Consider the following 23,589-nt stretch of genomic DNA (forward strand, 5'->3'; position numbering starts at 1 on the left):
CATCAATCTATGGGCGAGTCCTGAGGCGGTGACTGCTGCGATTGCGCGGGCGTGACCCGACAGGAGTCACAGAAATACTCGTCATAGCGCGCCTGTGCCTGATCGCCGAACAGGATCTTGCAGGCCTCCATCAAGCCCTCGGCCTGCTGGATGGTCTGGCGCGATACCACGAGCGCGATCTTCGAGCGACGGCGCAGGAAGTCCTCAAGCTTGACGATCATCTCTTGGCGCTTGGCGAGCTGGATCTCGCAGCGCAGATAGTCGGTGCCTTTGATCAGCACTTCGGCCTGACGCGGGTCCTCGCGGATCTGCGCAAGCAGTTCGAACGCCTGTTGGTCATAGCGGCGCCAGAGCCGGCTGGAGAGCTGCTCAATCGAATCCGAGGAGGTGTAGCTGTCGAGATCCATCAGCCGCGCCTGGTGCATGTACTCCTCATACACTGAGCGATGCGGTTCGCCATACCAGCGATAGTCTGCGTGCGGCAGCTCGATACCGAGTTTGACCGCGATCTCCGAGACCTCGTTGCCGACATTGACACAGTCGGTCAGTTTGCCGCCGTAGATCGAGACATGCGCATGCGCCTGGTCGACGTCGATCTCATGTTTGCGCGACAGCTGCATCCAGTCACGCACGCCATCGCCCTCGTCATCGCTCTTGCGCTTGACCACCAGCGGGCGCACACCGCAGCGCTCGGCGATGATGTCGGCGCGGGTCAGTGGCCGCTCAAGCTCGAGCCGCTTGTTGATGTTCTCGAGGACGAAATCCCGGTCTTCATCGGTCACTTCGGTAAAGGGACTGTCGACCCGGGTGTCGGTGGTGCCAATACAGGTGCGCACGCCCATCGGAATGACGAAGAACAGCCGTCCGTCGTCGGCGAAGAAGGTCAGAATGTGTGGCTGCGGGGTGACCTGCGGCACGATCAGATGGATGCCTTTGGAGAACAGATGCTGATGCTCGGTCTGCTCGCCGCTGCGCTGATTCAGCTCATCGACGAAGGGCCCGGCGGCATTTACCAGGATTTTCGAGCGGATCTGGAAGGTCTGGCCGGTCTGGGTATCGCGCGCCTCCGTGATCCAGACCGCGTCTTTGCCCTGGCTCTCGCGTCGCGAGCCCAATGACTCGACATAGTTAGCGGCGATGGCGCCGCGATCCATCGCCGCCCGCACGAACTGGAAGACGAAGCGCGAGTCGTTGTCATGCAGGTAGGCGTCCGAGTACTCGAAGCCGCCGACCGCCTTACTGGTGTTCACCACCGACTCCTCGCGCTTGATGCCCGCCTTACTGAGCAAGCGCGGGATGCGCGTATAGCCGTTGCCGAACAGCCAGTACACCCAGGTGCCGACCCAAAGGAACCAAGGCGAGAACCGAAAGCCCTTATCGATAGTGGTGAAGAAACGGATCTCCTGCACCCGGCTCGGATAGCTATCGATCAGGTGATTGCGGCTCAGGCACAATTTGCGCACCAGGCCATAGTCGCCGCTCTCCAGGTACTTGATCCCGCCCCAGGCGAGGTTGGACGACTGCTGACTGGTGAAGCCGGCGAAGTCACGCTGGTCGATGAGGGCCACGCTCGCGTCCTTTCCTGACAGGGCTGCTGCGGCGACGGCGCCGTTAATGCCGCCGCCAATGATCAGCGCGTCAAAGACTCGGTTTGGGAGCTTGGCGATATTGCTGTCGCGCAAGTGCATCAGTCATCCTCCTTCGCCCAACCCTTCGCCAGTTCCACCGCCCGGTGCCATCGTTTGAACAGCTTCTCGCGCTTGGCCTGTTCGATGCGCGGGCGATAGCGCACGTCCAATGCCCATTTCTTGGCAATCTCATCGCGACTTTCCCAGAAGCCAACCGCCAGGCCCGCGAGATAGGCTGAGCCGAGCGCGGTGGTCTCGACGATGCTCGGCACCACGACATTCACGCCCAGGATGTCGGACTGGAACTGCATCAGCACACTGTTCACCGAGGCGCCGCCGTCGCAGCGGAGTTCTTTAAGATTGATGCCGGAGTCGCGTTCCATCGCCTCGATCACATCGCGCGTCTGATAGGCCATGCTCTCGAGCACCGCGCGCGCCACATGGCCGCGACTGGTCCCGCGGGTGATGCCGATCAGCAATCCGCGCGCATAGGGGTCCCAATGCGGCGCGCCGAGCCCGACCAGGGCCGGCACAAAGTAGACGTCCTCGTTCTCCGGGACCGAGCGCGCAAGTTCGCGGGTTTCCTTGGCGTGGCCAATCATCTGCAACCCATCGCGCAGCCATTGCACCGCCGAGCCCGTGACGAAGATGGCGCCTTCGAGGGCATATTCGACCGGCTCGTCTCCGACGCCCCAGGCGATGGTGGTCAGCAATTTCTCGTTGCTTGGAACCGCCTCGGTGCCGGTGTTCATCAGCACGAAAGAGCCGGTGCCATAGGTGTTCTTGGCCATGCCGCGCTTGTAGCAGGCCTGGCCGAAAAGCGCAGCCTGCTGGTCACCGGCGATGCCAGCGATCGGGATGCGGCGGGTGCCAAAGAACATCTGCGGATCGGTCTCGCCGTAGACCTCGGATGAGGGCCTGACCTCCGGTAGCATCTCGCGCGGGATGTCGAGCAGCTGCAACAGCTCCTCATCCCATTGCAGTTCGCGGATGTTGTAGAGCAGGGTGCGCGAGGCGTTGGAATAGTCAGTGATGTGGCGCTTGCCACCGGTGAGGTTGCAGACCAGCCAGGAGTCGATGGTGCCGAAGCAGATCTCGCCGCGCGCAGCGCGCTTGCGCAGGCCGGGGGTGTTGTCCAGCATCCACTTAACCTTGGTGCCGGAGAAGTAGGGGTCGATCACCAAGCCAGTCTTCTGCTGGACCATCTCAGTGTGGCCCTGCGCCTTGAGTTCGGCGCAGTAATCAGCGGTGCGGCGATCTTGCCAGACGATGGCTCGCCCGATGGGCTTGCCGCTGGCGCGCTCCCAAAGCACCGCCGTCTCGCGTTGATTGGTGATGCCGATGCCCTGGATGTCGTTAGGGGCGATGCCGCTAGTCTTCAGCGCCTCGGCAATCACCTTCATGGTGACCAGGACGATCTCCTCGGCATCGTGCTCGACCCAGCCCGGTTTCGGGTAATGCTGAGTGAATTCCGAGTAGGCGCGACCGCGAATCTGGCCGGCGTGGTCGAACAGCAGCACCGTCGAGCCGGTGGTGCCTTGATCAATCGAGAGGATGACGCCTTCTTTCATTCGTTGCCTCCGTGAGTGATTCATGGCCCCGACTGATCGATAATGCGACATCATCCAGACACAACGCACCTCACTCAAACGGCAACGCCCTACTCCGGGCTCTCGCCTAACGTCTGGTAGTACTGCTTGATGTCCTCGCCGATGGTGGCGGTGACCTGGTAAAAAACGTCGTGCTGGATGCGCACTGGGCTATCGTCCGCGCGGTCGGTATGCGCGCAAGTCTCGGCGATCAGCCGGTACAGATAATTCAGCACAAAGCGCGGCTGGCGCAGCCGGTCGAGCGCAGCCAGAATCTCCCGCCTTGGCATGGCATCGTCAAACAGGTTCTGTAGCGGATAAGGCTGGCTTGGGTCGTCCCGGCAGATGCGCAGGCGGTCCGACATCATGTCGTAGAGCTGCTTGTCGCCCCAGCGGAAGGGATAGATGATCTTCTGCTTGTCAAAGCGCGCCTCGTTCGCTTTCTCGGAGCCGGCCTTGCGCACGGCCTCGTAGAGCTGACGCGGCAGCAGCATTTTGAAGCTGAGATTTGGGTGCAACTGTAGGATGCGGTTGTTCCACAGCGGCCAGACAAAGGCCTCCATGCGGTCCCTGTCCCCATTGATCAGCGAGGGCTCGTCGACTTTATCCATCACCACCACAATCTGCTGATAGCCAAGCGCCAGCATGATGTCGATGAATTTCGTTACAAACAATCGCCGCACGTCGTCGTCATCGCGCCAGCCGCGGCGTTTAACATCCTGATCCTTCAAGTAGCCGCTCGGGATCAGGCGCAGCGCGCGTTTGATGTCCTGCGCATTGCGGCAGCGCACCAAAATCTCCCGTTCCGCTGAGCGCGCGACACCTGCGTAGAAGGACTGACACAAATAGGGCGCAATCCCCAGGGTCAAAAGCCCGCCGATGGTTCCTTTGATCCCCCGCCCCATGCGCCCAAAAAAGCCGCGCGGCAGCAACTGGCGGCCCATTGTCTCCATGATTCGGTTATAGCGATCCGGCGGACCACTCACGTAGAACGCCATCAGCATCATCAGATCATGGCGCTGATAGTGTTCCAGCCGGTTCAGGTCAATATGCTCATCCTTGATCTCGGCGAGCAGCGCTTCCATCCCACAGACAAGAATGGCATCGAGATGCTGGGCAAGACCAAAGTCCTTGAGGGTAATGGCCGTTTCGCGCTTGCGATCCTGATCGCCTCGACGTTTGAACGACTCGAGAAAGGCGTTAAAGTCGTCGTAGTTGATCAGCAGGATGCGTTCGGGATGCTCCTGGTTGAAGTGGGCGATATTTTTCTCAAGTGCCAGGCGCAGCGCGGACTTACCGCTCCCTTTGACGCCGAAAATCATCGAGGTGCCGCGTCCCGGCGGATCGCCGAAAAACTTGTCCCAGGCCTGATGATTAAAAGCGTAGCCGGACTCGTTGACAAGGTCCTCGAACACCTTGTCATTCTGCGCTTCCTCCTCAATAAAAGGATTGCGCTGAAGCCCATGGGACTTCAGAAATTGCGACATCGTAATGGACATGGGAAAAATACCTGTTCGACATCCAGGCCGGCCCGCAGCTGCGCGCTGACCAACGCGCATTCTCCGCAGCGGTGGGCACAGCCGGCAGCGATCACCCGATCGCGCGCGGCATCGGCAATCGGCAGCAAAGTTGGCCCGCCATGCGACGGAAATGTATCTGACGGAGATGTATCTAGAGTTTGGCTGAATGCTCGATAATGATAAACAGCGCCGCACCAAAAGAGCCGACCAACAGCAGCACGCGCGACACCAGCGATCGACTCGCAAAACCCTGTAATTTTCTCTTCAGCTCGCAAATAAATCCGCCTTCGCGCGCCTCTCGCATCCGGCACACTCGCAGCGCGAAACGCGCCAACAGCCGTCGCGTCAGATCGAAGACGGAATACAAAAAAACGGCAATCGACAGAAAAAACGCCAAGCCGTAAAGCCAGTTTTCTAAATGTGGCATGATACTCTTTCAGCTTTGAGGGGGGCCTGAGCTCAGGTTGGCCCCAACCCTAAATATCCAGCGACTATCCTGCCACACTGACGTGAGGCTGTCTTGTCGAGCAAGCACCGGGGCGATCCCGCCCATCGCAAATACTCAGCGCGGCCAAAGCCGCGAAGCAAGCTGGAAATCGGGCTGGAATTCCTGAGCTGACTCAGACACCGAGGTTACTCAAGGCGTGTCGAATGCCGTGACCTACGCCACGGCTGATCCGGGACATGATCCAAGGCGACTGATCGGCTCGGCCGAAAGTACCCCGCCTCGACAGTGATCTTGGAAGCGCCCAAAAAGCCCCTCCAAAATCCACTCGGAAACTACTCGAAAACCATCACGCCATCGTCCAGCGCGGCCTTCAGCGATACCCCTGAAGTTTGTCGAGATATTCCGGCAAAAAGAGCGAAATCTGCGGCACATAGGTGATCAGCAGCAGGAAGCCGAGCAGGAGCAGCATCCAGGGCAGCACCGAGCGGATTACCCAGCCGATGGACTCGCCGGTGATGCCGGCGGTGACGAACAGATTGAGCCCGACTGGCGGGGTCAGCATTCCAATCTCCATGTTCACCACCATGATGATGCCCAGATGGATTGGGTCAATCCCCAGCTCCACCGCGATCGGGAACAAAATGGGCGCCATGATCAGCAAAATGGCGGATGGTTCCATGAAGTTGCCCGCCATCAGCAGCAGAATGTTCACCACGATCAGGAACATCCAGGGTGCCAGCCCCCAGGCGACGATGGTCTCGGCGATCTGATGTGGAATGCGCTCAGTTGTCAGCACATGGGCAAACAGCATGGCATTGGCAATGATGAACAGCAGCATGATGCTGACGCGGGCGGCGTCCATCACCACCTTGCGCACTTCCGGATCGCGCACGCAGCGCGGGAAGGCTAACGTGACCTGATAGCTGTTGCGCCACAGCATGCGGCCCACACCTTCGCCCGCCTGCCGCCAAGGGATACCCTTGAGCGGCCCCATATCGCGATAGCCAATCACCGCCACCCAAAAAGCATAGACCGCAGAAACAGCGGCGGCTTCGGTCGGGCTCGCGATGCCGCCGTAGATCGACCCGAGCACAATCACAATCAGCAAAATACCGCCCGAGGCGCTAAAGCCGGAGGACAATGCCTCTCTGAACCCAGGCCATGGCTGCGCCGGCAAGTCTTTGATGCGCGCGACAATGTAAATCGCAATCATCAAAATAAGGCCCATCATCAGACCAGGGACAAAGCCGGCCATGAACATGCGCGCGGCAGAGACTTCAGTCGCCGCCGCATAAACCAGCATCACGATGGAGGGCGGGATCAGAATCCCCAGCGTGCCGGCGTTGGTGATGACCCCCGCAGCAAAGCTCTTGGGATAACCGGATTTCACCATGCCGACGATCACAATGCTGCCAATGGCAGCGACTGTGGCTGGAGAAGAGCCCGACACTGCGGCAAAGAGCATGCAGGCCAGCACCGAGGCCATGGCCAGGCCCCCGCGAATATGCCCGACCGCCGCCACGGCAAAGCGGATCAACCGCTTGGCCACGCCACCAGTGGACAGAAACTGCGAGGAGAGAATAAAAAACGGGATAGCCAGCAGGGTGTAGTGCGCCGACAGGGACTCCAACAGCTTGAGCGCAATCGACGCCAGCGAATCGCTCGAGAACAGAAGGATGGTGACAATGCTCGAGAAGCCCAGCGCCAAGGCGATCGGCATGCCGATCAGCAGGCAACCGAACAGCAGCAGAAAAAGTGCAACCGTGGTCATGCGCCCTGCCCTTCCACTTGATTCTGGCCTGCTTGATGCTGGCTCGCCTGATTCTGGCTCGCCTGATTCCGGATCGCCGCAGCCAGTTCCAGGCTGTCCTCAGCCTCGTCATGATGACCAAAACCAGTTGTCTCGCCGCGCGCGATCTTCCAGAACAGTATCAGCAGCCGCGCGGACAACATGCCAAATCCGACCACCAGAATGCCATCCGCCACCCAGGTTGGTACCGGGATGTCTTCGAGCTCAATGCCTATTTTTTGCATCTTGGCCAGATAGATCCAGCCACCGTAGATGAACAGTCCGCAGTAAACCAGCGCCAGAGTCACGGCAACCAGGCTCAACAGGCGTTGCGCCAGCGGCGGCAGCAGGCGCACAAAAAAATCCACTGCAATATGGGCACCCACCTTGAGCCCATAGGACACCCCAAAAAGCACGAACCAAGCCGAGAGATAGAGCGTGCCCTCCTGGCCCCAGGTCAAGCCGGTACTGAAGCCATAGCGCAGCACCACCTCGAAGAACACCAGCAACGTCATGGTCACCAGCAGCAGGGCGATGACCGCTTCCTCGAGTTGATTCAGGAGACGAAGAAGTGCACGCAATTTGGATCACCTTGTCAGTGCGCCGGCAGGAAACCTCGGGGCCGCGCACGCGGCCCCGGTCACGCAGGAATCAGTCAGCCTGATTCGCGCTATAAGCCTCTTCGATCAACTCGGCACCAATTTCTTCCTCAAACTGGCCCCAGACGGGCTTCATCACCTCCACCCACTGGGCACGTTCCTCTGGTGTCAGCTCGATGATCTCGGAGCGACCAGACTCGGCGATTTTCTGCTTGTCTTCCACCGCCTTGTCACGCGCGATCTGGTTGCCGTAGACCAGGGCCTCGTCGAGCGCAGCCTTGACCTGCTCGCGCACATCATCTGGCAAGCCACTCCAGAACTCATCGGAAGTCACCACCATATAGTCAAGCAGCCCGTGGTTGGACTCGGTGATATAGGGTTGAACCTCGTAGAATTTCTTGGAGTAGATGTTCGACCAGGTATTTTCCTGTCCGTCGATGGCCTTGGTCTGCAACAGGGTGAAGACCTCGGAGAAGGGCTTTTTAATGGGCGCGGCATCAACGGCCTTGAACTGCATTTCGAGCACTTCGGAGGCCATGATGCGGAACTTCAGCCCCGACGCATCCTCCGGCACCCGCAACGGCGTGCTGGCCGAGAGTTGCTTCATACCATTGTGCAGATAGCCAAGGCCGAGCAGCCCCTTGTCTGACATCGCAGAAAGCATGGCTTGGCCATCCTCGCTCTGCTGAAAGCGATCAACCGCGTCCAGATCCTGGAACAAGAAAGGCAGATCATAGAGCGCCAGCACGTCGGTGTAGCGGCTGAACTTCGACAGCGCCGGAGCGGCCATCTGCACGTCTCCGAGCAACATCGCCTCGAGCACCTTGTCATCACCGAACAACTGGGAGTTCGGATAGACCTCGACCACCACTTGATCGCCAAGCTTTTCCTCCACCAGCGCCTTGAACTTATTGGCCATTTTTCCCTTGGGCGTATTTTCCGCCACCACATGGGCAAACTTGATCACGATGGGGTCGTCCGCGGCCGTCGCGGCCATGGCAGCAAATGCCACTGAGGCACCAAAAACCAGGGCCAGGGCGGAGCGCGCGATACCACGCGGGCGGCGGGTGCTGGGACTGTTGTCCTGAATCATGCTTCTAACCTCGCTCGAATCGGGAATGAAAAATACCGGGTTATTTTGAGAATCGGGCAGCGGAGCCGCGCCCGGTCGCATGATGACTCCGTCAAGCCCGAACATTGTGCCATCTTTTTGTCATGAAATCGCAACCCGACATTCACTCAGCCCGCCAGCGCGAGTTGCCGGGCAGCGCCAAAGTCGGTTTTGCCGCTGCCAAGTTTGGGAATCGCGGCAACCCGCAAGACATCGGACGGAATCGCGAGCGGATTCATGCCTGTGCCCATCAGCGTCTTGCGCAAATCATCGGCATTGATCTCATCGGCCACCAAGAGCAGGATTCGCTCGCCCTTGCGTTCATCCGGCAGATTCACAGCGGCCACTTCCAACTCCGGCCGCGCGAGCGCCCGGCGCACCTGATCCTCCACCGCGCTCAGGCTGATCATCTCCCCACCCAGTTTCGCAAAGCGCGAATAGCGATCAACAATGGTCAGGAAGCCATCGGCATCCAGATGGCCCTTATCGCCGGTCTTGTACCAGCGCAACCCGTCAAGCTCGACCACAACCGCTGCGGTTTTGTCCGGATCAGCCAGATAGCCCTTCATCACCTGCACACCGCCAATCAGGATCAAGCCATCCTCACCCGGCGGCAGCGGCTTGAGCGTCTCGGGGTCGACAACCCGGAAGCTGGTCCCCGGCAGCGGCAGGCCCACGGTACCGGGGCGCGAGCCGCTTTGCAGCTTCCAGCTCATGGTATCCAGGGCATCCGGCACATTCACGCTGGCCACGGGCGTGGTCTCGGTGGCGCCGTAACCCTCGTAGACGGTTTTGTGAAATTTCAGCTCGAAAGCATCGCGCACATCCGGACTCAGGCGCTCTGCCCCTGAGACCACCACCCGCAGAGACTGCAACATCAGCGGATGAATGCGCTTATTGCGGGTATGCAGCCGCAGGAAGGTCGAGGTGCTGCACAGCACAGTGGCGCGATAGCGGGCGATGGCCTTGGCACTGCCCACAGCATCGGTTGGGTCGGGATGACAGACCATGGGCACGCCCTCAAGCAGCGGCATGAAGGTCGTGGCCGTGAGCCCGAAAGCATGGAACAGCGGCAGATTGGACAGCACCACATCGCTGCGCTCGGTATTGAGCACATCGGCGATTTGGCGCGTGTTTGCGCGAATATTGCGATGGGTCAGCTCAACGCCTTTCGGGCGCCCCTCGCTGCCGCTCGAGAACAAAATGGCGGCGGTCTGATCGGCCGTGCTCATGCGCCCGACGAGCCTCAGCAAAGCGCGCGCGGGCAACAGACTCGCCAGCACCAAGGCGCCCAAGGCAGACAACTTGCCAATACTGGCGCGCATCTCCTCCAGCGCATGAAAACGCACCTCGGGCAGAGCCCCGCGCAGGTCAATCCCGCGCTGCTCGAGCTTGCGCAAAAACCGCTCGGCGGTGATCACATCTTGCAGTCCGGCCTGCTCAACCCCAGCGCGCAAGGCCTCTGCACTCGCAGTGTAATTGAGATTGACCACTGTCTTGCCGGCCAGCAACCCGGCCAGATTCGCAATGGCTCCGGCACTGCTCGCCGGCAGCAGAATACCGAGCGCCGGCGCCTCATCCAACCGCTTAATGCGCGCCGCAAACAGCATCACCGCCGTAATAAGCCGCCGATTGGACAGGCGCGCGCCAGTTGACTCGATAATCGCCGTCGCCCCCAACTCGCGTTTCGCCGCGCGCAGCCAAGCCAATGGCACCGGCTCGAGAGTCTCGACATAGCTGCGCCAGGAGGTGACCGACAGCTCAAACACCGCCTGCTTGACCTGCTCGGCCGTTGCGTTCAACGCCAAAGGCTGGCCAAAGGCAACAATGATCTCTTGCACGCGCTCCTTGCGGCGGTCGGTCTTCAGCTTGGCGCTGGCGTAAGAAAAGCGACTCCCCCAGAGACCGCGCTGATAAAACGGCAGAATCACACCCTGCCCTGCGGCCTGAGCAGCACGCTCGAAGCCGCGCTTAAACTCATTGAGCTGACCGGTCTTGCTCAGCGTGCCTTCAGGGAACAGACAAACCACCTCGCCGGCATCGAGCAATTCGGTCACCGCCGTGATGGCCTGCCGACTGGCCCCGCGCGAGATGGGCACCACGCCGAAAAAGTCCAGAAAGCGGCGCAGATACCAGCGCTCGTAAAGATTGCGCTCCATCACAAAACGCACCGGCCGCGGGCTCGCCATCTGCACCATGGCCCAGTCAATCCAGCTCACATGGTTACCCAGCAGCAGCACGCCGCCCTGAGCCGGCAGGTTGGACAAGCCGATCACATTCAACCGATAGCGGGTCTGCATCAGGCGCGCAATTACAAAGCGCAGCAGGGACTGGGGTAACTGGTAGACAGTGTAAAGGGCGCCCAGCACCGCGACCACGGCCAGCGCGAACAACAACACCAAGCTGCCAAGCTGTAGATAGGCCGCACCCACGGTGAGGCCAAGAAAGGCAAGCATTAGCAGGTTTTGAATAAAATTATTCGCCGCCAGCACACGCCCCAGCCCATGCTCCCCGGCATTAAACTGAATAAGCGCATTGAGCGGCACCAGAAAGAGCCCGCCCAGAAAGCCCAGCGCCATGAAATTCAGCCCATGCGCCAGAGCCGAGTCCAGCCCCGGCAGCACGAAAAGCGACACTGCGATGCCGATAGCGCCGATGGGGATGAGCGCGGTCTCGATATGATGACGCGATACCCGCCCGGCCAGATAGGAGCCGAGGATAATGCCAATCCCGGAGCAGGCCAGCAGCCCCTGAATGACCACAGTGTTGGTCTCCCCCAGCGTCTCCTTGGCAAAGGCCGGAAACACCGCCAGCACCACTTGAGAGATGGACCAGAACACCGCCAGGCCGACGATGGACAGCCAGATGACCTGATTGTCCCAGGCTGCCCTTAGGTTATCGCGCAAATAACGCGCGCTCAGATAGGTGCCCCAGTTGAAGCGGATGGCGTTGCCCGTCGCCTTCTGCGGCAACCGGTAGGCCATGAAGAGCTCCGCCAGCGAGCAGGCCACTAGCACCCAGCCGAGCGGTGCGATCAGATGCATGACCGCGCCGGGATCAGCATGCGTCTGCCCAGCCAGTCGCCCCTCAAACAGGATGGAAAAGAAAAAAATCCCCGCCAGAATCGCCGTGGTAGTGGTCGCCTGCACCCAGCCATTGGCCTCGCCCAGCGCCTCCTTGCCCACCAGTTCTTTGATATAGCCGTACTTGGCCGGCGAGTAAAAGGCACTCTGAGCCGCGAGCAAAAAGGTCATCGCAAAAGCGGCGACAAACCAGCCCATGTAATAAAACAGCGTGATCGCCAGAGTGCAGGCCACCGCCACCCAGGCACTGATGCGCATCACCTTCTGCTTCGCGAAGCGGTCCGCGATGAAGCCAGAGGGCGTAAATAACAGCACAAAAGGCAGCAGAATCAGCGCATTCACAATGGCCGTCAGCGCAATCTGCGTATCCCCGTCGTAGGTCTTGAACAGGGTATTTTGAATAATGATCTTATGCCCAAGATCAACAAAGGCATTCAGAAAGATCATCAGCACATAAGAAAAAAAGCCACCGATGCGAAATAAGCGACCCATGTTCAAGCTCCAGTGCGGGCAAGAGACTGTCCATCAGAAGACACCGTTCTGCCCTGATGGAACGGCGCCCAGCGACTTGTCAGGTCTTCATCAGCGGATTAACATACACAATAAAGTCAAAATAGCGTCAGGATGGTTCGCATCTTGATGCTCCCCCAAAAAACATCTTGAGGTATGCTGGCAGTCGCTCGGTTGGGCGTCAAGATTAAGCCGCACAAGGCAAACCTCGATGATCGCCGAACACTGACATGCATCGAATCAGGGCGTCAAATAAGGACCTCGACCAATGACCCGCAGTCTCCCGTCGGCAATCGCTGAACTTCGTCTTCTCGTCGGCTTTCTTGGTGAGAAGTCGCAGCACGACTGGTGGCCCAGCAGTTTTCTGGCAACCACCAGTGATGCCTTCCTCCAGCCGGTTTTCCCTCGCACCACCCTGCTCGCTCAGTATCATGGACTTTGTGAGGCTGCCCGAATTGTGCATGATGAGCGCGTCGGCATCGGTCGCCATTACCATCTTTACCGTCTGCCCGAAGGTCTGGAGCAATCCATGGCCCAGGCTGTCTCTGCCCCCGAGTTCGCTGCCAGCGTCAAGCCACGCCTGACCTCCACGGAGTCAACTCTCGCCCGGCTGGCCGAATTGGCCGAAACAACCAATGAACCGGCAGAAGGCCCGGTTCTGGTTGGGGCATTCGATACTGATCAACTCAATCCACTGATGCAGCGCTGCGCGGGACACTACCAAGCGGCCTACACGAAAGGCTATCAGCGCTTCCCCTACCTGAAAGCCAACTGATGCCCGGGGAGCCAGTCTTTTATACCACTCAACTCCAGGCCGGTCTGGGCATGGTGGAAGAGACCAAGTTATTGCTGGGGCTGTACCAGCCAGGCATGAACAGTGCACAACTCTGCGAAGCGGCGCTGCGTTCTGGCCAATTTCCGCTGGTGTCGGCCAGACGGTTACGCAACATCGTGGTCGAATGTTTCGGCCCGAGGTATCTCAAGCATGAGGTCGCGATGTACCTCAAACCGCTGGCCGAGGTGTTACCAACCCATCAGCTCGTGCCATTGTTGCTGGTCTTTACCGCACAGGCCAATCGGATTCTGGCCGACTTTATTCGCGACATCTATTGGCCAAGCTACAGTGCGGGACGCTCTGACCTCAACAAAGCCGACGCAACAGACTTTGTCCAGAACGCCGTCAGGGACGGCAAAACCCGAACGCCCTGGTCAGAATCCACCATTCGCCGGGTCTCGGGCTACCTGCTCGGCTGTTGCGCGGACTTTGGCCTGCTTTCGGCGGGACGTTCGGCCACCCGAAGCATCCAACCGGTTCGTATCCAGTCGACCACCGTGCTGTTTTTCGCCTACCATCTACGCTTTGCCGGGCTGAGCGACAACGCGGTGCTGAACCACCAACTCTGGGGATTATTCGGGCTGGAGCCTGGCGATGTTCGAGACGAGTTGAAGCGTCTGGCCAGCAACGGCTGGTGGATCATTCAATCCGCCGCCGGAACCACTCGCATCACTTGGCTGCTGCCGAACATGGAGGACGTGACCCGTGTCATCGCTGCCCCTGTCATCAATCAAGGCTGATTTCGATGAACTCATGCACCGCATCAAAGCCGGGCGCGACTTTGCCCACGCAAGTTTTGAGCCCATCTTCTACCTGGTGTTCTCGCCCCAGGCTCTGCTTGAGGTCAAGCGCCAGATGCCAGCCTGGGAGGCCCGACTCGTCAACGACGGCTGGGAGGTCCATCGCTTTTCCATCACCCAGGCCATTCAAGCCATCCTGGATGAACAACCGGAATTCATCCGCAACCTGTGGAAAAACCAGGATGCCAAGGCCCCCTTGGAATGGAGCAAGACCAACAACGCCTTAGCCGGCGCCCTGACCAAGAACGCCGCCTTGCCAGCCCGGCTTGAGCAAAAGCTGGCAAGCATTGAGGGCAACAAAAACGCCATTCTGCTGGTCACGGATCTCGAAGCCCTGCACCCTTACCTGCGCATTGGCTCCATTGAGGGGCATTTACTGGGCCGCTTCACCGTCCCCACTATTTTTTTCTATCCCGGAGTTCGTACCGGCAAAACTCGCCTGAAGTTTCTCGGCTTTTATCCAGAAGATGGCAACTATCGTTCAGTGCACGTTGGCGGTTAATTTTTCATCGAGAAGACGCTCATGGAAATCAAAGCACTCTTTGACAGCAACAAAGACATCTATCGCACCATCGAGAAGGTCATTACCTATGGTGTCTCGCAAGAGACCCGTCTGAAGGCGGAGATTTCCGAATACGTCGTCACCGAGAGTATCGAAGATCAGCTTGGGCGGCTGCTCGACAAGATGGAAGCCGCCATGGAGGCCGGTGGCGAGAACGAGGTCGGCATCTGGGTGTCTGGCTTCTACGGCTCGGGGAAAAGTTCCTTTACCAAGTACCTGGGCCTGGCATTCGATGATCGCGTCACCATCGACGGCATTCCCTTTCTGCACCACCTGCAAAATCGCCTGAAAAAAAGCACCACCAAAGCGCGCTTGGCGGCGGTGGCCAAGAAATACCCCGCCGCCGTGCTGATGCTGGATCTCGCCAGCGAGCAGGTCGCCGGTGCCACCATGGAAGAAGTCTCCACCGTCCTCTACTACAAGGTGCTCCAGTGGGGCGGCTATTCGCGCAATCTCAAGGTGGCCGCCTTCGAGCGCCGCGCCCAAAAAGACGGCCGCCACGAGGAATTTCTGCGTCTGTTCAGCGAACTGACCCAAGGTCAAGCCTGGGCGGATTACCGCAATGATGACCTGGTGGTGGACAGCGTCATGCCGGAACTCGCCCACCGCCTGTACCCGAACCTGTTCCACAGCCCGAGCGCCTTCAGCACCGAAACCAGCGCAATCATCCGCTTCGAGAATGATCGCGTAGCGGAGATGATCGATATTGCCCGCGAGGCCAGCGGCCGCGACTACATCATCTTTGTCGTCGACGAGGTCGGACAGTACGTCGGCTCGCGGCAAAATCTGATTCTCAACCTCGACGGCCTGGGCAAGAACCTCAAGGCCATCGGCAACGGCAAGGTGTTGTTCATCGGCACCGCCCAGCAGCGCCTGACCGAGGACGATGCCAGCGCCGCGCTCAACTCCCAGCAACTGTTCAAGCTCAAGGATCGCTTTCCCATCCAGATCGACCTGGAAGCCAGCGACATCAAAGAGATCTGCACCAACCGCCTGCTCGGCAAGTCGCCCACCGGCGAGGCAGAAGTGGGCCGGCTGTTCGACCAACACGGCCAGAGCCTGCGCCACCACACCAAGCTCGAAGACGCGCGCGCCTACGGGGCCGACTTTGATCGCCAGACCTTCATCGACCTCTATCCCTTCCTGCCCGCGCATTTCGACATCCTGCTCCACCTCTTAGGCGCCCTGGCCAAGTCCACCGGCGGCATCGGTCTGCGCTCGGCCATCAAGGTGATCCAAGACATTCTGGTCGAAGGGCCGGACGGCAAAACCCCTATCGCCAACCAACCTCTGGGCTGGCTGGCTACCACCGTGACCCTGTTCGACGCCCTGGAGCGCGACATCCGCCGCGCCTTCGTGTCCTGGCACCTGGCGGTTGGCAAGGTCAAGATCCGCTTCCCCGATTCCGAGCTGCACCAACAGATCGGCAAGAGCGTCTGCGTCTTGCAAATCCTCGGCAATCTGCCCATCTCCCGCCAGAACGTCGCCAGCCTGATGCATCCGAGCGTGGCCTCGCCCGCCCGCAAAGACCACATTGACGCAGCCATCGAGGACCTGATCAAGGACGCGATCGTCCCCATGGGGGAGAAAGACGGCGTCCTGGCCTTCCACAGCGAAAAACTCAACGAGATCGAGCAGGAACGCGCCAAGATCCCCCTGCGCGCCATCGAACTGCGCCGCATTCACAACGAAGCGCTGAAAGAAACCTACAACCCCCTCCCGTCCACCCAACTCAACAACACCTTCTCCGTGCAAACCGGCCTGAAGGCGCAGGCCGCCAGCGGCATCCCGGCCAGCCTGGCCGGCGAGCGCAACCCCATCCAGACCCTGGTCGAACTGGTCGCCCCCACCGAGGTCGAGACCGCCAAGACCCGCCTGACCGACGACAGCCGGCAGAAGACCGCCAAGCAAACCATCTTCCTGCTCGGGCGCACGACGCCGGAAATGGACGAGTTGATTGCAGAGATTGTTCGCAGCCGGGAAATCGTCAACAAATATCGCAACGACCCGGATCAGGAAGTCAAAGACTATTGCGGCGCGCAAAGTGACCGAGCCGCCCGACTCATCAATGAACTCGGGCGCCAGATGAGCAACAGCCTGATCAAGGGATCCTTCATCTTCCGGGGTGAACTGAGCGCGGTAGACAGCTTCAACCAGGATCTCATCGAAGCCGCCCGCAAGCACCTCGCCCAGGTGGCCGCGCAGGTGTTCGACCGGCATGCCGAGGCGCCGATCCGGGTCAGTACCGACTTGGCCGAGAAGTTCCTGCGCCAGGGCAACCTGACCGGCATGACCACCCAGATCGATCCCTTGGGGTTGGTGAAACTTCAGGGCGGCCAGGGCAGCATCGATGTCCAGCACAAAGCCCTCACCAGCATCAAGGACCAGATCGAGCGCCAGGGCAGCCTGGAAGGCAAGCGCCTCAGCGACCTCTTCGCCGATGCCCCCTTCGGCTGGTCACCGGACACCCTGCGCTACCTGGTCGCCGCCCTGTTGGTGGCCGGCGAGATCAAGCTCAAACTGGCCGGGCGCGAGATCACCGTCAACGGCCAGCAGGCCATCGACGCCCTCAAGACCAACAACAGCTTCAAATCGGTGGGGATCAGCCTGCGTGACAACAAGCCCCCCATGGAGATGCTGGCGCGCGCGGCCGGGCGCCTCACCAGCCTGGCGGGCGACACCATCGTCCCGCTGGAAGACATCATCAGCAAGACTGCCGCCAAGCTGTTTCCCGACCTGCAACACCAGTTCGCCCCCCTGGCCGGCACGCTGCGCACGCTCGACCTCCCCGGCGCCGACCGGCTTGAGCAACTGGCCAGCGACATCAAAGACGTGCTGGCCACCGATGCCTCCGACGCGGTGCAACGCCTGGGCGCGGAAACCTCTGTTCTGTTTGACAGCCTGGAGTGGGCGCGGAGCCTCAAGCAGGCCATGGCGCAGGGTCTGGAGACGACCCTGCACGACCTGCGCCGCCACCTGCAAGAGATCAGCGGCCTGCCCAACAACGGCACCCCCGGCCAACTGCGCCAGGCCCTCAGCGAACCGATCGCCGACCTGGAGCAGCGGCTCCAGCATCCCGACTTCGCCAAATACGCCACCGAATTCGCCAGCGGCCTCACCGAACTCCACACCCAGGTGCGCGATGCCGTCAAGCTCATGCAACAAGACCAGGCCCAGCGCCTGCTTGACGCCGAGGACGATCTGCGCCGCCTGCCGGAATGGCCGGCGCTCAGCCACCAGGACCAGAACAACGCCCTGGCGGATTTACAAAACCTGGCCACCACCGCGAGCGAGGATCTCACCGGCCTGCGCGACCTGATCAATCAGGACTACAGCATCCAGAACGAAGTCCAAGACATCAAGCGCCGCATCCAGCAACGCGGCCAGAAGATCCTGCAGGATCGCCTGCGCGAAGAACAGGAACAGGCCGTCAAAGACGGTCAAACGACCATCTGTCGTCAGCAGGCCTTACAACCGCGCATCACCAGCATCCAAGATCTGGACCAGCTAATCAGGGACTTGCAGCAACTGCGCGGCGAACTCAAGTACGCCGCCGAATTTGAATTGCAACTGCACATGGAACAATAATTTGTTCCATGTATTCACGTTTGGAGTAACCCATGCCCACCTTGATCCAACTCGCACCAGAAACCGAACAGCGCCTTGGTGTTCTAGCGGCGCGGACTGGGCGCTCGAAAACGGATTACTTGCGTGAACTCATCGAGAGCGGGATTGAGGATGCCGAAGACTACGAAATGGCCTCGGCGACTTTGGAACGCGTCAGACAGGGCTTGGAGCCAATCCACTCGGCGGCTGACGTGAGAAAAGACCTTGGCCTGGACGATTAACTACACCGACACAGCCAAGCGAAGTCTTAAGAAAATCGACCGGACCACTGCACGGAAAATCGTCGATTACCTGGACGAGGTTGGCCGGCTGGAGAACCCGAAAAGTCGTGGAAAACGCCTAAGCGGTCCCCTTGGAGGGCTGTGGCGCTATCGCGTTGGTGACTATCGCGCTGTTTGCACGCTCGAAGACGGCAAAATGGTGATCCTCGTCGTGCTGATCGGACACAGAAGCAAAGTTTATCGTGTATCTTGATTGACGCGATAGCAGACTAAGGAACAACCCGCATGGCCTTCGACAAAGCCACCCGCAACGCGCTGCAGAAATTCGTCTCCCGTGCACGCCGTTTGCTCAGTGAAGAATTCACCCGCCAATTGCAGGCCACCTACGGCATGGACCCCAAGACCGGGACTGTGGCCGACATGGCCGCCTTGGGTCACCTCGACAACCAGCAGTTCCAAACGGCCACCACCCTGCGCGAGACCCTGCACCACTACCTGGCGGTCACCCCCGGCAAGAACGACCAGAACCGCCTCCAACAGGTGCTGGAGCGAATGGTTCGCGAACAAGCCTTTACCCTGCTCAACCGCCTCGCCGCCCTGCGCATGGCCGAAGCGCGCGCCGTCGTGCTCGAATCCCTCGCCCAGGGGCAAGCCTCCCAAGGCTTTCAGTTGTATCAAATGGTGGCCGGTGCCGCCTTGGGCGAGGTCGGTGCGACCTATCGCCAGTATCTGTTCAGCCTGTTCGATGAGTTCAGCCAGGATCTCGCCGTCCTCTTCGACCGCCACAGCCCGCAAGGTCTGCTGTTTCCCAAGGACTCGGTCTTGCTCGAACTGCTCGACGCCATCAATCATCCGGACATCGCCTGGCTGTGGGCCGAAGACGAAACCATCGGTTGGATCTACCAGTATTACAACGACCCGGACGAGCGCAAGAACATGCGCGCCGAGTCGGCTGCGCCACGCAACTCCCGCGAACTGGCAGTGCGCAACCAGTTTTTTACCCCGCGCTATGTGGTTGAGTTTCTCACCGACAACACCCTCGGCCGACTGTGGTTCAACGCCACCGGCGGCAAGACCCGTCTGCGCGACGCGTGCCGCTACCTGCTGGTCAAGCCCGATGAACCACCCAAGCCCGCCACCAAACCGCGCGACCCGCGCAGCTTGAAATGGCTCGATCCGGCCTGCGGTTCTATGCACTTCGGTCTCTATGCCTTCGATCTGTTTGTCGAGATCTACCGCGAAGCCTGGGACTGGGAACAAGCACACGGCCCCGGCTCACTGGACAGTTCCACCGCGCCCGCTGCTGCGCTCAAGCCGCTGAGCCAAACCTATGCCGATGAAGCCGCCTTTCAGCATGACATCCCGCGCCTGATCATCGAGCATAACCTCTATGGTGTGGACATCGACCCGCGCGCCGCGCAGATCGCCTCGCTGGCGCTGTGGCTGCGCGCGCAGCGCGCCTGGCACGAAGCCGGCATCAAAGCCAACGACCGCCCGCTGATCGGTCGCGGCCAAGTGCTCGCCGCCATCGCGCCGCCGGCGGAACCCGAGTTGCGCGCGCAACTGGCCGGGCAACTGGATCACCTGGACGCCGAGCTGTTCGAGCACACCCTGCAACTGCTTGAGGGACTGCCCGAGCTGGGCGTGCTGCTCCGGGCCGAGCGCGCCTTGCCGGCGTTGATCCGCGCCGTTTATGGCGAGCATGGCCCGATGTTTCGCGACGCCGACCTGGCCCAGTGGCAACAAGCCGAGGAGCGTCTGCGCTGCGCCCTGACGGACTTGGCCCAAGCCGCGCAATCCAGCTATCAAGGGCGGCTATTTGCCCAGGATGCCCTGGCCGGCTTGCGCCTGATCGACCTGTGCCGCCAAACGTTCGACGTGGTGGTGATGAATCCGCCCTTCGGCGCGCTCGCCGCCGGCACCAAGGAGCGGTTGGGCAAGGCCTATCCGCGCAGCAAGAACGACTTGCTCGCGGTCATGGTCGAACGTGGACTGGAGCTGCTGCGCCCCGGCGGTCGGCTCGGGGCCATCACCTCGCGCACCTGTTTCTTTCTCTCCAGCTTTCAGAAGTGGCGCGAGGCTGTGGTGCTGGGGCTGGCCGAGCCGGAGGTCATGGCCGATCTGGGCCATGGCGTGATGGATGACGCCATGGTGGAAGCAGCGGCCTATTGTTTAGTCAAAACCTGATGGGAGCACTCTGATGCAAGCGCAACGCGTTCTTGGTCGTGTCGATCATGGCACTCTCTTGATTCAGTTACCTGAAAGCTTCAACCATCGGCGGGTTGAAGTCATCGTGCTGGCCCTCGATGAAGAGAACGCTGTGCCGGAAACGCGCCAGCCGCATCCCGATCTTGCCGGAAGTGTGCGGATCCATGGTGATATTTTCGCATCGGCTCCCGAGCAGGATTGGGATCTGCCTCAATGATCGTGCTGGATACCCACATCTGGCTGTGGTGGATCACGCGGGATGATCGCCAACTGAAACAGCGATGGCGGGAAAAAATCACCGCCGCAGATCAGTTGGGTGTTGCGGCGATTTCCTGCTTCGAAGTGGCCTGGCTGGTACAACATGGTCGCGTCGAGCTATCCGAGCCTCTGGACTCTTGGTTTGACAAGGCATTGAATGGCTCCGGCATCAGGCTGCTGGCGATCACCCCGGAGATTGCCCGGATCGCCGCGCAACTTCCTGAGCATCACCGCGACCCACAGGATCGCCTCATCATTGCCACCACCCTGGCGCATGAGGCGACGCTGATCTCGGCAGATGGAAAATTCACGCTCTATCACGAACTGCAAGGCCGACTGTTGTAACCAAATGACCACCTTCCTGCGTTTGTTATCCGAATCCGACAAGGCATCGGCGCTGCTGGATCTGTGTGATCGACAGCGCTCCGGCGGCGATGATCCGCGCTGCTTTGAGGTCGCGCCCGGCGCCTTCGATGCGATACCCGGTCAGCCCTTTGCGTATTGGGTGAGTGAGGCGGTAAGGGAGACGTTTCGGCGCTTTTCAGCTTTTGGCGACCATGCGCTGGCGACCAGCGGAACTGGAACACTTGATGACTTTCGGTTCTTGCGCACATGGTGGGAAACCGTTACGCAACACCGTCTTGCTGTGTCTCTAAGGTGGTTTCCCTATGCGAAGGGCGGGGCTTTTGCCCGCATGTATTTCGACCACTACCTGTCGATTAATTGGAGCAACAATGGGGCCGAGATGAAAGCCTGGATTGTTGTCAGGTATGGTGGTGGCCATTGGGCGCGAAACATCCGTTCAACCGAACACTACTTCCGCCCCGGCCTCACCTGGCCTCGTCGAACAACCAGCGGCTTGAGCCTGCGCGCCATGCCGGCCGGCTGCATCTTCGCCGACAAAGGCCCAGCCGCCTTCGTGGCCAATGACGACCCCGAGGAATTGCTGGCGCTGCTCGCCCTGACCAACAGCCGCGCCTTCTTTTTGCTGGTTTCCCTGCAAATGGCCTTCGGTTCCTACGAAGTCGGCGTCATCCAGAAAACCCCCATCCCGCCGCTGACCACTGACCAACAAACCGAACTCGCCACCTTGGCCCGTCGCGCCTGGTCGCTCAAGCGCGCCCTCGACACCGGCAACCAAACCTCGCACGCCTTCACCCTGCCGGCACTGCTCCAGGTCGAGGGCGCGACCCTCGCCGAACGGGCGGCAGCATGGAATCGCCGCGTCGCCGAAACCCAAGACGAACTCGCCGACATCCAACGCCAGATCGACGCCATCTGTTTCGATCTCTACGGCTTCTCGGCGGAAGATCGGGCCGCCGCGTTGAGCGGCGAAACCCTCGCCGAGTCCAGCGCGGATGACAACGACAATGAGGACAAAGAATGACCGCCATGATGACCACCCAGCATGTCTATCGCGGCTATCTGTTCACCATCGAGTATTTAGCCAAGGATCCAATCTACAGCGTCGACTTCCCGGACATCCCGCAAATCATCACCAGCGGCAAGACCCTGACCGAGGCCTTTGCGAACGCCTGTGAAGCCTTGGATCTCTGCCTGGAAAGCCTCGATAAGCTCGGCCAACCCGCGCCGCCGATCCGCCATCGGCTGCTGGTGCAAGCGGCATGAGCGACGCCACCGCGCTGACCGCCGAGTTGCTCGACTGGCTGCTGGGCCTGGCCTTCGGGCGCTTCGATATCCGCCAAGCCACCGCCGCGCGCCAGCCCACCACCGAGCCTGAGCCTTTCGACCCGCTGCCCACCGCCGCGCCCGGCATGCTCGCAGACGGGGACGAGCACCCAATGCACAACGCCGGCGCTGATCTGCTCGATGTCGCCTGGGATGGCATTCTGGTCGATGACCCCGGCCACCCGCGCGATCTCGAGCGCCCCATCCAGCAGGCACTCGCGCTGATCTTCGGCGACGATGCTGACGCCATCCAGCAGCAAGCCTGCGACATCCTCGGCGTCAACGCCCTGCGCGACTACTTCCGCCGCCCCGCCGCCTTCTTCGCCGACCACCTGAAACGCCATAGCAAAAGCCGCCGCCAGGCGCCCATCTACTGGCCGCTGTCCACCCCATCCGGCCGCTATACCCTCTGGCTCTACTACCACCGCCTCACACCCCAGACCCTCTACAGCTGCGTCAATGATTTCCTCGACGGCCCCCAGGGGAAATTGGCCCAGGTCCGCAACAGCCGCGCCGTCCTGGCCAACAAAGCCACCCGCACCCCCAAGGAGGAAAAAGACTTCGCCACCTTCGCCGACCTCGACACGGAATTGACCGCGTTCCGCGACCAGCTGCTGCGCATCGCCCGCGACTGGCAACCCAACCTGAACGACGGCGTGCAGATCACCGCCGCGCCCCTGTGGCCGCTGTTCAAACTGCCCAAGTGGCAAAAGACCCTCAAGGACACCTGGACCAAGCTCGAAACAGGCGACTACGACTGGGCGCACCTGGCGCTGAGCTACTGGCCCGAACGAGTCTTGCGCAAATGCCACCAAGACCGCAGCCTCGCCATCGCCCACGGCGTGGAGCAGGATTTCTGGGAGGAAGTGACAGTGACCGAAAAGCCCAAAGGCAAAGGCCGCAGCAAGGCCAAGGGGGGCGTCAAGCTGGAATGGCGCCCCAAACAACTCTCAGACGCCGAGCTGACGCAACTCATCCAGCACAAACTCCCGAGATAGCACGAGGCAAGCCGCCACCGACGCGACCGCGTGTCAGTCTATTCCAGCAAAGAGCAAAATTGAGGATCAAAGTCGATGGAAGCAATGCGCACGATTCAAACCGTGGAGAATGGG

The 23,589-nt window shown here is 60.5% G+C and carries 20 protein-coding genes; 12 read left to right on the forward strand and 8 right to left on the reverse strand.

Annotated elements, in window-relative coordinates; all coding sequences use genetic code 11:
• Positions 1-2: 2 nt before the first annotated feature.
• The 8 genes from Thiofri_RS12710 to Thiofri_RS12745 all read right to left on the reverse strand — a co-directional run bounded on the left by Thiofri_RS12710 (position 3) and on the right by Thiofri_RS12745 (position 12,259).
• Positions 3-1,688 carry a glycerol-3-phosphate dehydrogenase/oxidase gene (locus Thiofri_RS12710; protein WP_009149661.1) on the reverse strand — a complete coding sequence of 562 codons (1,686 nt, stop codon included), beginning with the start codon at positions 1,686-1,688 and terminating at the stop codon, positions 3-5.
• Positions 1,688-3,199 carry a glycerol kinase GlpK gene (gene glpK / locus Thiofri_RS12715; protein ID WP_009149662.1) on the reverse strand — a complete coding sequence of 504 codons (1,512 nt, stop codon included), beginning with the start codon at positions 3,197-3,199 and terminating at the stop codon, positions 1,688-1,690. The genes Thiofri_RS12710 and glpK overlap by 1 nt, the downstream gene beginning before the upstream one ends.
• 89 nt (positions 3,200-3,288) lie before the next feature.
• Positions 3,289-4,716, reverse strand: coding sequence for a hypothetical protein (locus Thiofri_RS12720; protein ID WP_009149663.1), 1,428 nt, complete (start codon positions 4,714-4,716; stop codon positions 3,289-3,291).
• 172 nt (positions 4,717-4,888) lie between these two features.
• Positions 4,889-5,134 carry a hypothetical protein gene (locus Thiofri_RS12725; protein WP_040856022.1) on the reverse strand — a complete coding sequence of 82 codons (246 nt, stop codon included), beginning with the start codon at positions 5,132-5,134 and terminating at the stop codon, positions 4,889-4,891.
• Between the two features lie 421 nt (positions 5,135-5,555).
• Positions 5,556-6,956 carry a TRAP transporter large permease gene (locus tag Thiofri_RS12730; protein WP_009149667.1) on the reverse strand — a complete coding sequence of 467 codons (1,401 nt, stop codon included), beginning with the start codon at positions 6,954-6,956 and terminating at the stop codon, positions 5,556-5,558.
• Positions 6,953-7,555 carry a TRAP transporter small permease gene (locus Thiofri_RS12735; protein WP_009149669.1) on the reverse strand — a complete coding sequence of 201 codons (603 nt, stop codon included), beginning with the start codon at positions 7,553-7,555 and terminating at the stop codon, positions 6,953-6,955. Before Thiofri_RS12735 ends, Thiofri_RS12730 begins: the two co-directional genes overlap by 4 nt.
• A gap of 70 nt (positions 7,556-7,625) precedes the next feature.
• Positions 7,626-8,666, reverse strand: a complete 1,041-nt coding sequence (locus Thiofri_RS12740; protein WP_086014228.1) for a TRAP transporter substrate-binding protein — start codon at positions 8,664-8,666, stop codon at positions 7,626-7,628.
• 146 nt (positions 8,667-8,812) lie between these two features.
• On the reverse strand, positions 8,813-12,259 hold the full coding sequence (locus Thiofri_RS12745) for an acyl-[ACP]--phospholipid O-acyltransferase (protein WP_009149673.1): 3,447 nt from the start codon (positions 12,257-12,259) through the stop codon (positions 8,813-8,815).
• A gap of 286 nt (positions 12,260-12,545) precedes the next feature.
• Here Thiofri_RS12745 and Thiofri_RS12750 point away from each other — a divergent pair, with 286 nt between their 5' ends.
• From Thiofri_RS12750 to Thiofri_RS12805, 12 genes are read left to right on the forward strand one after another with little or no spacing between them, the layout of a single operon-like run.
• Complete coding sequence (locus tag Thiofri_RS12750) at positions 12,546-13,052, forward strand: BrxE family protein (protein ID WP_009149676.1); 507 nt, start codon at positions 12,546-12,548, stop codon at positions 13,050-13,052.
• Positions 13,052-13,852, forward strand: a complete 801-nt coding sequence (locus Thiofri_RS12755) for a BrxA family protein (RefSeq protein WP_009149678.1) — start codon at positions 13,052-13,054, stop codon at positions 13,850-13,852. Before Thiofri_RS12750 ends, Thiofri_RS12755 begins: the two co-directional genes overlap by 1 nt.
• The gene (locus Thiofri_RS12760; protein WP_009149680.1) at positions 13,818-14,414 is read left to right on the forward strand and encodes a BREX protein BrxB domain-containing protein; all 597 of its coding nucleotides are present in this window, start codon (positions 13,818-13,820) and stop codon (positions 14,412-14,414) included. The genes Thiofri_RS12755 and Thiofri_RS12760 overlap by 35 nt, the downstream gene beginning before the upstream one ends.
• A 21-nt stretch (positions 14,415-14,435) precedes the next feature.
• Positions 14,436-18,062: a BREX system P-loop protein BrxC gene (brxC, locus tag Thiofri_RS12765; RefSeq protein WP_009149681.1), complete on the forward strand. Its 3,627-nt coding sequence runs from the start codon at positions 14,436-14,438 to the stop codon at positions 18,060-18,062.
• Between the two features lie 32 nt (positions 18,063-18,094).
• A complete protein-coding gene (gene relB, locus Thiofri_RS12770; protein WP_009149683.1) occupies positions 18,095-18,322 on the forward strand; it encodes a type II toxin-antitoxin system RelB family antitoxin in 228 nt (75 codons plus the stop codon).
• A complete protein-coding gene (locus Thiofri_RS12775) occupies positions 18,306-18,575 on the forward strand; it encodes a type II toxin-antitoxin system RelE family toxin (protein WP_009149684.1) in 270 nt (89 codons plus the stop codon). Before relB ends, Thiofri_RS12775 begins: the two co-directional genes overlap by 17 nt.
• Before the next feature lie 32 nt (positions 18,576-18,607).
• Entirely contained in the window at positions 18,608-20,509 is a 1,902-nt protein-coding gene (locus Thiofri_RS12780; protein ID WP_009149686.1) for an Eco57I restriction-modification methylase domain-containing protein, read from the forward strand.
• A gap of 13 nt (positions 20,510-20,522) precedes the next feature.
• A complete protein-coding gene (locus tag Thiofri_RS12785) occupies positions 20,523-20,747 on the forward strand; it encodes a hypothetical protein (RefSeq protein ID WP_009149687.1) in 225 nt (74 codons plus the stop codon).
• Positions 20,744-21,133: a type II toxin-antitoxin system VapC family toxin gene (locus Thiofri_RS12790; RefSeq protein ID WP_009149688.1), complete on the forward strand. Its 390-nt coding sequence runs from the start codon at positions 20,744-20,746 to the stop codon at positions 21,131-21,133. Before Thiofri_RS12785 ends, Thiofri_RS12790 begins: the two co-directional genes overlap by 4 nt.
• A 4-nt stretch (positions 21,134-21,137) precedes the next feature.
• Positions 21,138-22,175: a BREX-1 system adenine-specific DNA-methyltransferase PglX gene (locus tag Thiofri_RS12795; RefSeq protein ID WP_009149690.1), complete on the forward strand. Its 1,038-nt coding sequence runs from the start codon at positions 21,138-21,140 to the stop codon at positions 22,173-22,175.
• On the forward strand, positions 22,172-22,417 hold the full coding sequence (locus tag Thiofri_RS12800) for a type II toxin-antitoxin system HicB family antitoxin (RefSeq protein WP_009149691.1): 246 nt from the start codon (positions 22,172-22,174) through the stop codon (positions 22,415-22,417). The genes Thiofri_RS12795 and Thiofri_RS12800 overlap by 4 nt, the downstream gene beginning before the upstream one ends.
• Positions 22,414-23,475 carry a hypothetical protein gene (locus Thiofri_RS12805; RefSeq protein ID WP_009149692.1) on the forward strand — a complete coding sequence of 354 codons (1,062 nt, stop codon included), beginning with the start codon at positions 22,414-22,416 and terminating at the stop codon, positions 23,473-23,475. Before Thiofri_RS12800 ends, Thiofri_RS12805 begins: the two co-directional genes overlap by 4 nt.
• The last annotated feature ends 114 nt before the right edge of the window (positions 23,476-23,589 follow it).

Origin of the sequence: Thiorhodovibrio frisius (genome assembly GCF_033954835.1) — a bacterium.
Taxonomy (GTDB): Bacteria; Pseudomonadota; Gammaproteobacteria; order Chromatiales; family Chromatiaceae; genus Thiorhodovibrio; species Thiorhodovibrio frisius.

What these genes read in the sequence shown, in the direction of transcription:
- Thiofri_RS12755 (WP_009149678.1), top strand. Translation starts at nt 13,052, where the DNA reads ATGCCCGGGGAGCCAGTCTTTTATACCACTCAACTCCAGGCCGGTCTG.
- glpK (WP_009149662.1), bottom strand. Translation starts at nt 3,199, where the DNA reads ATGAAAGAAGGCGTCATCCTCTCGATTGATCAAGGCACCACCGGCTCG.
- Thiofri_RS12805 (WP_009149692.1), top strand. Translation starts at nt 22,414, where the DNA reads ATGAGCGACGCCACCGCGCTGACCGCCGAGTTGCTCGACTGGCTGCTG.
- Thiofri_RS12740 (WP_086014228.1), bottom strand. Translation starts at nt 8,666, where the DNA reads ATGATTCAGGACAACAGTCCCAGCACCCGCCGCCCGCGTGGTATCGCG.
- Thiofri_RS12720 (WP_009149663.1), bottom strand. Translation starts at nt 4,716, where the DNA reads ATGTCCATTACGATGTCGCAATTTCTGAAGTCCCATGGGCTTCAGCGC.
- Thiofri_RS12750 (WP_009149676.1), top strand. Translation starts at nt 12,546, where the DNA reads ATGACCCGCAGTCTCCCGTCGGCAATCGCTGAACTTCGTCTTCTCGTC.
- Thiofri_RS12745 (WP_009149673.1), bottom strand. Translation starts at nt 12,259, where the DNA reads ATGGGTCGCTTATTTCGCATCGGTGGCTTTTTTTCTTATGTGCTGATG.
- Thiofri_RS12785 (WP_009149687.1), top strand. Translation starts at nt 20,523, where the DNA reads ATGCAAGCGCAACGCGTTCTTGGTCGTGTCGATCATGGCACTCTCTTG.
- Thiofri_RS12730 (WP_009149667.1), bottom strand. Translation starts at nt 6,956, where the DNA reads ATGACCACGGTTGCACTTTTTCTGCTGCTGTTCGGTTGCCTGCTGATC.
- brxC (WP_009149681.1), top strand. Translation starts at nt 14,436, where the DNA reads ATGGAAATCAAAGCACTCTTTGACAGCAACAAAGACATCTATCGCACC.
- Thiofri_RS12795 (WP_009149690.1), top strand. Translation starts at nt 21,138, where the DNA reads ATGACCACCTTCCTGCGTTTGTTATCCGAATCCGACAAGGCATCGGCG.
- relB (WP_009149683.1), top strand. Translation starts at nt 18,095, where the DNA reads ATGCCCACCTTGATCCAACTCGCACCAGAAACCGAACAGCGCCTTGGT.
- Thiofri_RS12800 (WP_009149691.1), top strand. Translation starts at nt 22,172, where the DNA reads ATGACCGCCATGATGACCACCCAGCATGTCTATCGCGGCTATCTGTTC.
- Thiofri_RS12780 (WP_009149686.1), top strand. Translation starts at nt 18,608, where the DNA reads ATGGCCTTCGACAAAGCCACCCGCAACGCGCTGCAGAAATTCGTCTCC.
- Thiofri_RS12710 (WP_009149661.1), bottom strand. Translation starts at nt 1,688, where the DNA reads ATGCACTTGCGCGACAGCAATATCGCCAAGCTCCCAAACCGAGTCTTT.
- Thiofri_RS12790 (WP_009149688.1), top strand. Translation starts at nt 20,744, where the DNA reads ATGATCGTGCTGGATACCCACATCTGGCTGTGGTGGATCACGCGGGAT.